At 68.6% G+C, this 12,872-nt stretch carries 12 protein-coding genes; 3 read left to right on the top strand and 9 right to left on the bottom strand.

Annotated features, from left to right (window positions below; genetic code table 11):
• Positions 1 to 42 precede the first annotated feature (42 nt).
• The 8 genes from AB0F29_RS29875 to AB0F29_RS29840 form a co-directional block, all read right to left on the bottom strand.
• On the bottom strand, positions 43 to 492 hold the full coding sequence (locus AB0F29_RS29875) for a hypothetical protein (RefSeq protein ID WP_361878339.1): 450 nt from the start codon (positions 490 to 492) through the stop codon (positions 43 to 45).
• A gap of 130 nt (positions 493 to 622) precedes the next feature.
• Positions 623 to 808, bottom strand: coding sequence for a hypothetical protein (locus AB0F29_RS29870; RefSeq protein WP_361878336.1), 186 nt, complete (start codon positions 806 to 808; stop codon positions 623 to 625).
• Positions 809 to 1,866: 1,058 nt separating this feature from the next.
• The gene (locus AB0F29_RS29865; protein WP_361878333.1) at positions 1,867 to 2,340 is read right to left on the bottom strand and encodes a hypothetical protein; all 474 of its coding nucleotides are present in this window, start codon (positions 2,338 to 2,340) and stop codon (positions 1,867 to 1,869) included.
• Complete coding sequence (locus AB0F29_RS29860; RefSeq protein ID WP_361878330.1) at positions 2,340 to 2,660, bottom strand: hypothetical protein; 321 nt, start codon at positions 2,658 to 2,660, stop codon at positions 2,340 to 2,342. The genes AB0F29_RS29865 and AB0F29_RS29860 overlap by 1 nt, the downstream gene beginning before the upstream one ends.
• A 1,335-nt stretch (positions 2,661 to 3,995) precedes the next feature.
• Positions 3,996 to 4,268 (bottom strand): hypothetical protein, encoded by a 273-nt coding sequence (locus AB0F29_RS29855; protein ID WP_361878327.1) that lies wholly within the window; start codon positions 4,266 to 4,268, stop codon positions 3,996 to 3,998.
• 118 nt (positions 4,269 to 4,386) lie between these two features.
• A complete protein-coding gene (locus tag AB0F29_RS29850; RefSeq protein WP_361878324.1) occupies positions 4,387 to 5,982 on the bottom strand; it encodes a recombinase family protein in 1,596 nt (531 codons plus the stop codon).
• 102 nt (positions 5,983 to 6,084) lie between these two features.
• The gene (locus AB0F29_RS29845; protein ID WP_361878321.1) at positions 6,085 to 6,603 is read right to left on the bottom strand and encodes a YbaK/EbsC family protein; all 519 of its coding nucleotides are present in this window, start codon (positions 6,601 to 6,603) and stop codon (positions 6,085 to 6,087) included.
• A gap of 203 nt (positions 6,604 to 6,806) precedes the next feature.
• On the bottom strand, positions 6,807 to 7,526 hold the full coding sequence (locus tag AB0F29_RS29840; RefSeq protein ID WP_361878318.1) for a helix-turn-helix transcriptional regulator: 720 nt from the start codon (positions 7,524 to 7,526) through the stop codon (positions 6,807 to 6,809).
• Positions 7,527 to 7,724: 198 nt separating this feature from the next.
• On the opposite strand from AB0F29_RS29840, the gene AB0F29_RS29835 reads away from it, so the two are divergent.
• Both AB0F29_RS29835 and AB0F29_RS29830 read left to right on the top strand, forming a co-directional pair.
• Positions 7,725 to 8,930 carry an MFS transporter gene (locus AB0F29_RS29835; protein WP_361878315.1) on the top strand — a complete coding sequence of 402 codons (1,206 nt, stop codon included), beginning with the start codon at positions 7,725 to 7,727 and terminating at the stop codon, positions 8,928 to 8,930.
• A 37-nt stretch (positions 8,931 to 8,967) separates the two neighbouring features.
• On the top strand, positions 8,968 to 9,540 hold the full coding sequence (locus tag AB0F29_RS29830) for a 3'-5' exonuclease (protein WP_361878432.1): 573 nt from the start codon (positions 8,968 to 8,970) through the stop codon (positions 9,538 to 9,540).
• Positions 9,541 to 9,555: 15 nt separating this feature from the next.
• Here AB0F29_RS29830 and AB0F29_RS29825 read toward each other — a convergent pair whose 3' ends face one another.
• Complete coding sequence (locus AB0F29_RS29825) at positions 9,556 to 11,193, bottom strand: penicillin-binding transpeptidase domain-containing protein (RefSeq protein ID WP_361878313.1); 1,638 nt, start codon at positions 11,191 to 11,193, stop codon at positions 9,556 to 9,558.
• Positions 11,194 to 11,443: 250 nt separating this feature from the next.
• Here AB0F29_RS29825 and AB0F29_RS29820 point away from each other — a divergent pair, with 250 nt between their 5' ends.
• Positions 11,444 to 12,841, top strand: coding sequence for a hypothetical protein (locus tag AB0F29_RS29820; RefSeq protein ID WP_361878310.1), 1,398 nt, complete (start codon positions 11,444 to 11,446; stop codon positions 12,839 to 12,841).
• Positions 12,842 to 12,872 lie beyond the last annotated feature (31 nt).

Below are 12,872 nucleotides of genomic sequence, written 5' to 3'. Positions count from 1 at the left end.
CCCGTACCAGTCACCGGCAGGCAGCGGGTACGGGGCAAGCGCTCAGACGGCCATGGCGAGATATCGGCGGCCGGTCCGGTCCGACACAGAAAAGTGATCAGCAAGCATGCGGCCGGTCACGGGGCGGTCATGCTTCGAACTCAGCGCGGCCATGGCCGAACGGATCTCATCAGCGGTAGGCGGGACGGCCGGGGCAACGTCCGGTGCGCTGTCCTCAAAATCGGCCCAGAGGTCAGCCGGCGGCCAGTCGCTGCCAGCCTTCCGGACAGGCTCCCCGCCGCTGGCTTCGCTGTCCGGCTCGCTGTGCCTGTGCATCCGCCAGATAGAGAACGGGAAGACGCCGTGAAGTCCTGCTGACACCCAGGTACCGACAGCGGACAGGGACTCAGTCGTCAGCACTCCGGCCACGTTGGCGGACACAGCAACGGCCACGCTCAGCGCCACGTCCCGGCCTGACCGGACGGCCCAGACCAAATAGAGATCGATGGCCACGGGGACGGCCGGAGCGACGGCCACAGGTACGCCGTGGGAAATCGCTAGGTCTCGCTGAGTGGCAAAGCTGATCACCATGGCCGCAGCAAGGCCGCGTACCGGACAGTTGCTGTTACCGAAATCCTCTTCATCACTCGGTCTCCGCCCACTCTGTCACGCGCTGGTCATCGTCGGGGTTGCGCTCAGGTCGCTTCCGGGCACGGGCGGCCAGGAATGCCGTTCGGTCAGCGGGCGGGATCTCCCAGAGAGGGCGCGCAAGTTCCTCGGTAGACAGCGCCAGGAAGGCGGCCACCTTGGCGCGGTAATCGGGATGCATTGGGCCCCCTTCAGGGCATGAACAAGGCCCGATCGGCGAGGACCGGGCCGTGTCTGATGTACTCAATATCTCCGCGCAAACGACTGAATCTGACGCGGGTCTTTTTGCAGAACCAACATGCGCAGGCTGGCGGCAATATGACTAGGCTAAATCTCCGCGCAAACGGTCCCAGTTGCGGCGCTAAAGTTTTCCCTCCCTGTCGTTCGATCTCAGGAGGGTTAGGGGGTGGCCCCCCACCCCTGGTCAGCCGTCAAAGCGACTGAAGTCCCCCGCACCGCGAACAGGTGTTGCCTTGTTCTCCGCTGCCCATCCGCCAGGCTGGTTCTTAGCTGTCCCCGTATTGTGGCAGCGCACGCAGAGCGGGCGAAGGTGCTTTGGTGCGTCAGGGTTTGCCTCGCCCCTCTCCATCAACTGCCTACGACTCAGCGGATGATGGTCCGCAACTGTGGCCGGCCGGGCACACAGGAGACACCAGGGGTTCGCGTACAGGTACGCCTTGCGTATCCGCTGCCAGCGCGCCGTTCCGTAATCCTTGGTCCTGTTCGACTGGCGACGCCTCACGTCATCCTCAGCGCGGTGGGCCGGACATCTCCCGCCGGGGGTCAGGCGGGGGCATCCGGGGATGGGGCAGGCGGCCCGGGGCTTGCTGGGCATGACCACCTACCACTTTCGTATGTGCTATCGATGTAAGGGAGTTGAGTCAAGAACGAACAGAGGCACGCTGCACATCGGCTATCTGGCCGCCCATGGCAAAACGGCCAGACGCGAGATGTGCAGCGTGCCTCTGGGTTCTCAGGGAAGAGGCAACTACGCCTCTGGGGGAACTACCGCAGGGAAGATCATGGCAATGCCGCTATCCAGCGGATACGCCTTGGTACCCTCTATTCGGTACAGCTCACCAGTGACACCCCTGGCATACTTCGCAGGCGGTGTCAGCGGCTCGCCAGTCTCAGCATCACGCGGCAAGTTTGGGTAGTTCCAAAGCGGCCCCGGCTGCAACAGCGTCTCGTCAACCGGGTATGCGCTGTCGAAATAGCTAGTCATCCTGCCCCCTGCAATCAGTCGACCCGGTAGGCGTCCAGCGCCTCACCTGCCAGCGCCTGCGCGTCACGGTCCCGCAGATACGCCATAGCCGCTTCATTCCAGCGGCGCAGTTCGTCGCCGGGGTCCACGTGCCGAACCTCAGCAATGCCCACGTACGGGTCCTGGTTCAGCAGGCGGCGGCATCCCTGCGCATAGTTGCGGAGCATCTGGAGAGCATCACGGCGGGCCAAGAAGTTGGCCACCAGGACTCCCAACGTTCCGGCTTCCAGTGCCTCCGCCTTGCGCTTCGAGGTGACAGTCTCGCCCTTGATCCGCTGTTCGAGCTCCGGCAGATCGGTCAGGAACCTCTCGGCCTGGCGCTTACGCTCCGCCTGCTTGACCGCTTCGGCCTCTGCCGCGCGATGAGCCTCCGCCGCTTCCAGCTCAGCGAGCTTGGCATCCGCAGCAGCCTTGGCAGCGCGGGCCTTCTCCATCGAATTCTGAGTCATCAGGTGTTACCCCCGTACCCGCGCGAAATACGCTGCTCCGGCGTCAGGTCGTCAGAAGAAATGGCAGGGCCATTGCTCTGGGGGATACCCGCTTCGAGAATCGCCTCAGCCCGGCGCGCGTTTTGCGCATACCCAGCGGCCATCCTGCTGGAACCATCGATCTGAACGCCCCGGGCCTCCGCAGCCTTCAGGCTCGTCACGTACTTGTCCGCGTCGGGGCTTGCCTGGGATGCGAGATCTCGTAGATAGCGTTCCCGATTAGCAGGGTTGTGGTTGATCGTGCTGTCCAGCTTCAGGTACCACGGCAATGCGTCACTCATGGGTGAAACCCCTTTCGATGTTCCGGCCGGCCGGGACTGACACGGCGGATAGGTGGTGAAGTTGGTTGAGAGCGGCAAACACCTCTGCGCGCTCTCGGGCGTCTCGCGGAACCACTAGATGGCGTTCCACGATGCTCAGCGCTTGACTCAATCTCGCTCCTCAGGGTTGATGTGCCCTAGCGCCGTTTCCCGCATGCGCCATGCGTCGGTACACGCGGCGCGCACGGTTTCCCGCTGGGATTCTGGGCGTTTGGCGTGCGCCTCTACGCGCAGTTTTGCCAGAAGCCCGACCATGTGCTCCCTGCCTCTGCGGCGGAAAGCGCGGTCGTAGCCCCGGTGACAGCGGACGCACAATGGCGAATAGTGCATGGTGTTATCGCTCCACAGGTACCCGTCGCGGGATATTTCCGAGTCGTCCAGGTGCGTGTAGGCCCATTCAGCTGCGAATAGCCCGCAAACGTCGCAGGGCTTCGCACTTGCTGGACCCTTTACATCGACGACGCGGCGGTGGGCTGCTAGGTAATCGAGCCTGGCGGGCTTCATGCGGGATCCTTAGAAGGAAGGGCGCGAGATGCACTCGGCGCGCGGAATGCAAAAACCCCCTGGGGGCCCTACCCAATGCGGCCCGCCAGAGCGCATATCAGGTAAGACTAACCAGGGGGTTGGAATGTGGGTGGTTCCGCTGAGGGCACTAACTGGCGGGCTGCCCTGCAAAGCGTCCAGGCGAACAAAGCGCCTTCACTATGTGTCTAGGGAGTGGATTACCCCCTGCACCCTGTATCAGTTGCGTCGGTCGCCTGTCGCGAAACGCCCGCAAGTCCCTGACCTGCACTTATGTGAATAGCGAGCTGAATGTCGTGATCAAGCTGTGACCTCAGCGGAGGAAATCCCACGGTAATTGAGCCAGGGGTGACGGAGTGACGGAAAGTGGGCTGCCCCGGTAACTTCTGTATGCGTATAGGACTGATCTGTGGGAGGGCCTAAATCGTCACTACGTCACTCTGGGCAGGTCAGAGGCAGTCTGTGAACTTGTGAATCCGTTCGCTGCGCCACTTCCGCTGTAGCGCCAGCGGACAAGTCGGGCAGGGGGTGGCCAGGGCGGGCCAGCCCAGTCGGCGCAGCGCCACCCGGGAGCGGGCCTGTACGCCTGCCTGACGGCCCAGCAGGCCACTTCCGTATCCCGCCCGTGGCTTGCGCGCCTGGCGAACCGCTCAGGGGCGGCTACAGGCCCTTCAGGCAGGGGGTCGTCGCAACCGTAGGAGGTCGCCTGATGGCACGAAGAAGCCCCGCCCGGCCTTGGGAGACCGAACGGGGCTGAAAGGCTGCCAGGGGCCACTACAGGGCCGCCAGTGCCTCACGGTAGCGGGGGAGCCTGACGGGGTCGGGGAGTGCTTCGCGTCGGGCCATGGCCTCCGGACGGCCCAGGAGCGCATATTGCAGAGACTTCAACCGCTGGATCCGCTGAGCGGTCAGTACGGTGTCATCGCCCGCACCTTGGGCGTCGTACAGGGCTTCCAGCCGCCGCGTTATGGTGTCGTACTCGTCTGCCAGAAAGGCGAAGCGCTCGCCCTCAGTAAGTGGGCCGTCGAGGAATGTGCGGTGTGCCATAATGGCATCTCCCTTTCGAGGGGGCACCGGTCCGGCCTTTCTGCCAAGTCGGTTCCGGACCGGTGCCATTGATCTACTGGCGAGAACTAGGCGCAGTTCCCGTTAGGGGTGCGCTGCATTAGTGGGGCTCGTTCTCTTGCCGTGCAACAGCTTCCAACGCGACCTCCGCGTCTGAGAAGAACGGCTCTGCTAGTTCGAAGGCGACCCGGGATGTGTCCAGCGCCTTATCCCGGATGGTCGTCGCCTTTGCCACCGTGACGTGTGTCCCCGCTTCGAGGAGCATTGCGCGCCTCTTCGTTACATCTTTCGTATCTTCCCACTTGTTCGCGTAGATGCGGCCGGTGTGTGTCACCTCTGTGCGGGGCTCCACTCGCTCTCTCGACTCAAGTTCGGCCAGGCGCTTGTCCAAGGCATCAGCGCGACGCTGCCAGGCATCCCGGGCCGCCTTGCTACGCTGCCGCCCCTCTTGTTCCTGGTGGGCGGAGAACTCCGCTGCCGTGGCATCAATTTCAGGTTGAGGGTCATAGCCGGGGACGACTCTCGTAACCGAAATCAGCAGTCCGCCAACGGTGCGCAGGAATCGTTCCGTAACGTGCTCTTCGATCCAGTCGGCACGGACGTGCGAAGGGTATTCGCAGAACTGGCCCCTGGCCCGTGCGGCGCATTTGTAGATGGCGGACCGGCGGCCGGCTCGTGTCTGCTCATTCAGGTACATGCGTGCCCCGCAGGTGCAATGAATGACTCCCAGAAGCAGCGCTTTTGTGTCCCGGCGGGGGCTGCGCTCAGTCTCCTGATTCGGGAGAAGGAGTTGCACGGCATCCCATTCGGCACGGCTCAGGATGGGATCCGCTGTGCACATGACCGGCGCACCTTCGTTGTCCCGCACCGGAACTCCGTTGGAAACTTTCCAGCCCATGAGGGTTTCAGATTTTAGTAGCCGCTTGATGACGTCGAATGACCAGCCGAAGCGATCGCGAGTAGTGCCAGTCTTTCCGCCGGTCTTTCCCCCGGTCTCCCTGCCCTTCTTGATTGCCCAGTGATCGCGCGGGCTGGGAACGCCTTCCTTGTTCAGCTCAATGGCGATGGCTGCAATCGTCATGCCCTTTTTCAGATCACGGATGACGCGTTCAAGAACGATGATCGCGCTCTGATCGGGTACGAGCGTCCATCCTCCCGACTCCAGAGGAGCAGGCTCATAGCCGAACGGCGGACGAGATCCGCGCCAGCGAAAGGGCATTACCCGCATTGCTGCCTGCGCGCCCTGGACTCGCTCTTTGATGGCCTGGGCCTCCATTTGCGCGGCGAACGCAAAGACCGTGACCATCAGTTGGGCCATGGGGTCCAACGGATTGCGGAAGTCGAGAACGAGCCTGCCCCCGGGTCCCTCCGCGAAGACAATCATCTTCCGGTGATCCCGCGCCCATGTACTCAGCGCGTGAATATCGTCCATGGACCGAACAAGGCGATCAAACCGCCAGCAGATGAGCGCGTCGAAGTCGTCGGGCCGTTCCAGCCATGGGCCAAGTTCCGGCCGCTCGAAGGGAGTTGTGCGGCTTGCGCTGACTCCCAGGTCGACAGCGTCACGGTCGGCGCAGTCGATGCCCAGCGCTGCGGCTGTTCCGTCGATGGATGCGCGCTGACGCTCCGGGGATGTCGTCTCGTCAGTCAGGACTGACAGCCTGATGACGCGCAATCCTCGTAGTGGTCGGCTCACTGGATCTCCTCTGTTGATACTTGCCAGTGTCCGGATGCGCGATGGCGTTCCAACTGGCATGCGTGACAGCGGCTATGAGGACCGCGAGAGCGACCAGAGGGGTCACTTGGCGGGCTCGCGCACATCCACAACTGTCGCGCCCGCGTGGGCGATCAGCGTTTTCGGGTCGAGCGGGAACACCGTGTGCGGGGTGCCCGCCGCCGCCCACACCACCGCGTGGTCCAGGAGGCGCCGGTCGGCCAGGACACGGGTTCTGGTGGCGTGGCCGAAGGGCGGTACGCCGCCGATCGCGTACCCGGTCGTCTCCCGGACCAGGTCCGCGTCCGCCCGCTTGACCTTCCGCGCGCCGAGTTCGCGCCGTACCAGCTCGACGTCCACCCGCGAGGAGCCGTCCATCAGGACCAGCACCGGGGCGCCGTCCGCCGTGAAGACCAGGGACTTGACGATCTCGCTCAGCGAGCAGCCGATCGCGGCGGCGGCCTCCGCCGCCGTACGGGTCGCGTCGGGGAAGCGGCGCACCTCGACCTGGAGGCCCAGCTCGGCCAGCGCCTCGGCGAACCGGGGGTGGGCGTGGGAGACGGGGGCGGCGGGAGTGGTTTCGAGGGGTTCGGGAGTGCTCATGGCTGCACGCTAGCGGTCGGTGCAGTATGCATGCGAGAGGGTTCCGGGGGGTGGGCGCGAGGCGGTCGTGCCCTGCCGGGCGTACGCCGTTCCCCTCGGACGGGCAACCGCGTACGCCGTTCCTCTCGGACGGGCAACCGCGCACGCCGTTCCTCTCGGACGGGCGGACGCGCACGCCGTTCCCCTCGGACGGGCAGACGCCCTCACTCTGCCCGGTGGGAGCCCGGGGTGTGGCCGAACGTGCGGCGGAACACCTCGATGAAGGCGCTGGTGGACGACCAGCCGCACTGGTGCGCCACCGCGGTCACCGGCGTCCGCTCGGTCAGGAGGATCAGGGCGTGGTGGAGACGGAGCTGGGTGCGCCACTGCGGGAAGGTCATGCCGAGGTCGCTGCGGAACAGCCGGGACAGGGTCCGGTCGCTCGCCCCGACCCGGCGGCCGAGTTCGGCGAGCGTACGGCTGTCGCCCGGGTCGGCCCGGAGGATGTCGCACAGGTCGCGCAGCAGCGGGGCGCCGGGCGTCGGCAGGTGCAACGGCTGCTGGGCCGAGGCCCGCAGTTGGTCGAGGAGCACGGCGCGGAGACGGGCCCGTTCGGGGCGGTCGTCGCCCTCGGCGCGGGTGTAGGCGATGAGCAGTTCGCGCAGCAGCGGGCTGACGGCCAGCACGGTCGGTGTGTCCAGGCCTAGCGGATTCTCGGTGACGGGCAACCCCACCAGATGCAGGTCGAGTTCGCCGTAGGCCCGGTGCGCGTGCACGGTGCCGGCGGGCACCCAGATCGCGCGCGTGGCCGGGGCGACCCAGGACCCCGCGCTGGTCGTGACGGTCAGCACCCCGCGGCCCGCGTAGACGATCTGGTGGTCGTCGTGCCGGTGGGCGTCGATCGAGCCGCCGGGAGCCAACCGCCGGGTGCGGGTCGGAGCCACCGGATCGTGCCGGACGGCGGCCTGCGGGGTGGAAGCCTGCGGGGTGGCGGCCTGCCGGGCGGAAGGCTGCCTGACGGAAGGCTGCCGGACGGAAGGCTGCCTTACGGGAGGTCGGCCGATGGAAGCCTGGCGGATGTTCGGCATCATGTGGCAGTTTATCGAAAGCGCGACAGCGGCCCCGGGCCGGAACATGGCGGGATGCGAAGGAACACGCCGATCGTCCTGCTGTCCGTGGGCCATGCCTGTGTCGACATCTACCAGGGCTCCGTCGCGGCCCTGGTGCCGTTCTTCATCGCCGAGCGCTCCTACTCCCTCGCGGTCGCCTCGGGCATCGTGCTGGCCGCCTCGCTGCTGTCCTCCGTGGCGCAGCCGCTGTTCGGCGTACTCACCGACCGCTGGGCCATGCCGTGGCTTCTGCCCGTCAGCACGCTGCTCGGTGGTGTCGGCATCGCGCTCAGCGGGCTGAGCGGCTCCTATGCGCTCACCCTGGTGTTCGTCGCGCTGTCGGGTATCGGGGTGGCCGCCTACCACCCGGAATCCGCCCGGGTCGCCCGGATCGCCGGCCGGGGCAGCCACCGGGCGATGGGCTGGTTCTCCACGGGCGGCACGGTCGGCTTCGCGCTCGCCCCGCTCATGGTCGCCGCCGTGATGAGCGTCGGAGGGCTGCGCTGGACGCCGCTGTTGGTGCTGCCGGCCCTCGTCGGCGCCGCGTTGTGCCTGCCGGTCGTGCGCGCCCTTCAGCAGCGGCAGGCCGCCGGGCCCCGGACGACGGCGCCGCCGGCCGGGAGCGACGACGTCGCCTCCTTCGTGCGGCTGTCCCTGGCCGTGGTCTTCCGGTCGATCGCGTTCATCGGCCTGAGCACCTTCATCTCGCTGTACGTCCGCCAGCGCCTGGGCGGCGGCATCGCCGTGGGGACCGCGGCCCTGTTCGTGCTCTACCTCGGCAGCACGGTGGGCGCGGTGCTCGGCGGGTCCCTGGCCGACCGGTGGGACCGGGTGGCGGTCGCGCGCTGGTCGTACCTGGTCACGGTCGCGGCCGTCGCGGGCGTGGTGTGGGCGCCCGGCCCGGCCGTCTTCCTGTTCCTCGCGGTGACCTCGGCCGGCCTGTACGTGCCCTTCTCGCTCCAGGTCACCCTCGGCCAGGACTACCTGCCCTCCCGGCCCGGCACCGCCAGCGGTATCACCCTCGGCCTGACCGTCAGCATCGGCGGCCTGGCCAGCCCCGCCGTCGGGGCGCTCGCCGACGCGACGTCCCTGCAGACCGCCCTGGCGCCGCTCGTGGCGATGCCCCTGCTGAGCTGGCTGTTCTTCCGCACCCTGCCCGAACCGGGTCTGCCGGGGGCGGATTTGCCCGGGGCCGTCGCCGCCGCGCGCTCCGGGAGCGGGGCGGCGAAACCCGGATGACCCGGGGCGGGGGTGCTCCTACGCTCACCCCATGGGCATGGGCATGGGCGGGCAGGGCGAGCACCTGCTGAACGTGGTCGACGTCGAGGCGACCTGCTGGGACGGGCAGCCGCCGCCCGGCCAGGTGAGCGAGATCATCGAGATCGGCCTCACCGTCGTCGACCTGCGGGCGGGCCGACGGCTGGCCAAGCACCGGCTGTCGGTCCGGCCCACGCGCTCGAAGGTCAGCCCGTTCTGCACGGAGCTGACCGGGCTGACGCAGGCGGAGGTCGACGGCGGCCTGCCCTTCGCCCAGGCCTGCCGGGTGCTGGCGGCCGAACACCGTACGGGGCTTCTGCCGTGGGCTAGTTGGGGCGACTACGACCGTAACCAGTTCACGCGCCAGTGCCGGGCGGCGGGCGCGGAGTACCCCTTCGGGCAGCGGCACACGAATGCCAAGGTCACCTTCACCGCCGCGTACGGGCTGCGCCGCCGCCCCGGCATGGCCCAGGCGCTGGAGGTGGCCGGTCTCCCGCTGGAGGGCCGCCACCACCGGGGCGACGACGACGCGTGGAACATCGCCGCCCTGGTGCTGGACCTGGTGGGGCGGGGGGACTGGCCGGCGGGGTAAGGCTTCGGCCGCGGCTCAGCGGCCCGCCTTCAGCACCTCCGCCACGACCGGGCCCGCCGCGTCGCCGCCATGGCCGCCGGTCTGGACGACCGCCGCCGCGGCGAGGTCGTCGCTGAAGCCGGTGAACCAGCTGTTGGAGGTGTCCTGTCCGTCGACCTCCGCCGAACCGGTCTTGGCTCCCTTGTCACCGCCCACCGAGGCCATCGCCTCCGCGCCGGTGCCCCAGGCGGCCGTGGCGCGCATCATCGTCTTGAGCTGCTGGGTGACGGAGGGGGACAGCGAGCGCGAGGCCTCGGCCAACTGCCGGTTGTCCAGGGACTTCGGGACGATGACCGGCTGGTTGAAGGTGCCGGTCATGGCGGTGGCGGTGATGGACGCCATGTTGAGGGCGTTCATCTGGACCGTGCCCTGACCGATGTACTGGGCGGCGGCCTCACCCTGCACTTCCTCCGGCACGCTGCCGTCGGTCGTGACGACACCGGACTTCCAGTCCAGGCCGATCCCGAAGACCTCCCGCGCCTCCTTGGCGAGCGCCGAGTCGTCGTCGACGTCGTCGATCAGCTTGACGAAGGCGGTGTTGCACGACCTGGCGAAACTCTGCGTGAACGTCGAGCCGTCGGGCAGCGAGAAGTGCTTCAGGTTGTGGATCGTGCGGGTGTAGTACCTGGCCTCCTTGGGGCACTCCGCCGCCCCGTTCGCCGTGACCAGGCCTTTCTCCAGCAGCATCGCCGCCGTCATGATCTTCAGCGTGGAGCCGGGCGCCTGCTTCCCCTGCATCGCCGCGTTGAACCCGGTCGCCGGGTTGTTGGCCACCGCGCGGATCGCCCCGGTGGACGGCCTCACCGCGACCACGGACGCCTCCGGGAACTTCTTCACCGCCCGCTCGGCCGCCGCCTGCGCGTCCGCGTCGATCGTCGTCTGCACCTTGCCGGGCTTGCCCTTGGCCAGCGTCAGCAGGTTGACGTCCGGCTGGGTCTCGTCGGTGGGCTCGATCCACGTCTCGATGCCGGGCGAACCGCCCGCGCTCTCCCCGTACTTCTCGCGCAGCGTGTCCAGGATCGGTCCGAGCGAGGGGTACTCCTCCTTGGTCAGTACCTTCCCGTTGTGGTCGACGGCCTCGATCGTCGGCGTCGAGGACTCGCCCGTCCTCAGCGTCGCGCCCTCCGTCAGCTGCGGGTGCACGACCGTCGGGGCCCAGTCGACCAGCGCCTTGCCCGTCGTCAGGCCGCGCACCACGGTCAGCTCGGAGGCGTAGGACAGGGGCTTGGACTTCCCGTCGTACGAGACGGTCGCCTTCACCGTGTAGGGCACCTTCGTGCCCACCGCCGGGCCCGGGGTGATCTTCACCTTGCCGATGCGGGCGTCCTCGCCGTACGAGGCGAGCACCGGCTCCGAGCCCGCCTCGTTGTTGGTGAGGAGCGACGCGGCCGTCGCGTCACCGGATGCCCACGCGTCGAGGAAGCCCTTCGACGTCTCCGCTATCTCCTCCGCGCTCGGCGGCCCCGTCTGCACCTTCGACGACTCGGACGCGCTCCGCGTACCGCCGTCCCCGCCGCCCGTGTCCCCGAGCATGCTGTACGCCCCGTAACCGATCCCTCCGGCCACCAGGACGAACGCTCCGCCGATCACGGCGACCTTCGCTCCACTGCGCATCTCGCAGTCCCCCTCCCCAGGAGAGCCCCCTGAACACGTTCAAGGGGCAACCGTGAGGAACCCTAAAGGCTTGTGGCGAGCGGTGCGGGCGTTGTTACCGGACCGGAATGCTTGGCCGGAAAGCGCTCTCCGCCGTGTGGCGGTGGTCCGTGGTGGGCAGACTGGCCGGGAATGCACGGGGGAGTGAGCGTCGGGGGGCGTGCGGCATGGGCATACGTGGGCGCATACGCGGGCGTGTGGCGGTGGACCGGTGACGGCGTATCACATCAAGCGTCTGCCACCCGAGATCCTGCCCGACGGAGCCTCCGTCACCTGGTCCGTGACCGGGGGCGGCACGGTCTCCCGGCTGTCCGGCGGCGTCGCCGTCTGGCCCGCCGCCGATGCCGAACGGTGGCGGAGAGCGGGGGTCCCGGCCGTGCTCGCCCCGGTCGCGGGCGGCTGGATCCTCGCCGCCCTGGTGGCGGCGGCGTACGTCCTCCTGTTCGGGATCTCGTCCGGCTCCGCGGCCTGGGTCGGCGGGGCCGGGGGCGGGACGGACTGGCTGAGGTACCCGGGCGTGGTCCTGCTGACCGCCCTGCCGTTCTGGTACCGGTACGTTCCGGTCGCGGCGGTTCCGGCCGCGCTGTACGTCGCCGTGGGGGCGGGGCTGTCCCTGGCCCGGCCCGGAGACTCCGACCGGCCGGCGACAGCCGGCCACCTGGTCGTCCTCGCCCTCTGCGCCGTGGTGCTCGCGGGAAGCTGCCTCCGGCTGCGGGCCCGCAGCCGGCAGCGGGCCCTGGCCCTCGAAGCGGCCGGGAAGCGTCGCTTCCCGCTGCCCGACCGCGTCCCGGAATCGGACGGCCGTCGCGGTCACGCCCAGGTGTACCTCGGGCTGGCGCTCTGCCTCGTCGCCGCGGGGATCCTCACCGACGGCCTGGTCGAGGACCTGACCTCGGGTGGCGCCGGGTACGACGCTGTCGGGCAGCAGCGCGTCGCCCTGGTGCTCCTCGTCGCCGGCACGACCTTCGGCGGCTGGGGCCAGCTCGCCTACCGGGCGGCGCGGCGGCTGCACGAGAAGGAGCAGCCGGCCCTGATCGTGGGCGTGCGCGCCGGAGCGGACGGGCGCCACTGGATCTGCGCGGACGCCCGCACCCGCACCGCACCGCCCCTGATCGCGTACATCCCGCGCGCGAGAGACACCCGCGACCGGACGCGGCTCCTGGGCAGCGGCTCGGCGTACGGGGTGGGGAACGGGCACCACGACATCGACCCGAAGCACGAGCCCTTCGAAGCGGTCCTGTACGGCACCCTCGCGGAGGGCGACGAGGTCGTCCTCGCCTACGCCTGCGCGGAGTACCACCGCTACCAGGAGATGGGGCGGATGTACGCGACCGTGACCACGGCCCCGCTCCGGCCGGACCGCCGCCACCGGCTGGGCCCGTGGGAACCGGCGGACGGCGCCGCCCGGCAGCAGGAGCGGCTGCGCGAGGGCCGGGAGCGGGCGGAGCGCCAACGGAGGGCACAGCGCGAGGCGGAGGAGCGCCGCAGGAACCCACCGCCCCGCCCGTCGCGCGGGTCGAGCGGGAGCGGCTCCGGCAACCGGGACAACGGGGGCGGCTGCGGGTCGACTTGCGGGTCCAGCTGCGGAGGCGGTTGCGGGGGCGACTGAGCCCCGGCTGAGCCCTGGGCGGCAGCCCGTC

Source organism: Streptomyces sp. NPDC026589, from assembly GCF_040638385.1.
Taxonomy (GTDB): Bacteria; Actinomycetota; Actinomycetes; order Streptomycetales; family Streptomycetaceae; genus Streptomyces.
This window is presented reverse-complemented; position numbering and strand designations above follow the sequence as displayed.

Coding starts and splice junctions, on each gene's coding strand:
- AB0F29_RS29870 (WP_361878336.1), bottom strand. CDS start 808: ATGCATCCCGATTACCGCGCCAAGGTGGCCGCCTTCCTGGCGCTGTCT.
- AB0F29_RS29865 (WP_361878333.1), bottom strand. CDS start 2,340: ATGACTCAGAATTCGATGGAGAAGGCCCGCGCTGCCAAGGCTGCTGCG.
- AB0F29_RS29860 (WP_361878330.1), bottom strand. CDS start 2,660: ATGAGTGACGCATTGCCGTGGTACCTGAAGCTGGACAGCACGATCAAC.
- AB0F29_RS29855 (WP_361878327.1), bottom strand. CDS start 4,268: ATGGCACACCGCACATTCCTCGACGGCCCACTTACTGAGGGCGAGCGC.
- AB0F29_RS29845 (WP_361878321.1), bottom strand. CDS start 6,603: ATGAGCACTCCCGAACCCCTCGAAACCACTCCCGCCGCCCCCGTCTCC.
- AB0F29_RS29835 (WP_361878315.1), top strand. CDS start 7,725: ATGCGAAGGAACACGCCGATCGTCCTGCTGTCCGTGGGCCATGCCTGT.
- AB0F29_RS29830 (WP_361878432.1), top strand. CDS start 8,968: ATGGGCATGGGCGGGCAGGGCGAGCACCTGCTGAACGTGGTCGACGTC.
- AB0F29_RS29825 (WP_361878313.1), bottom strand. CDS start 11,193: ATGCGCAGTGGAGCGAAGGTCGCCGTGATCGGCGGAGCGTTCGTCCTG.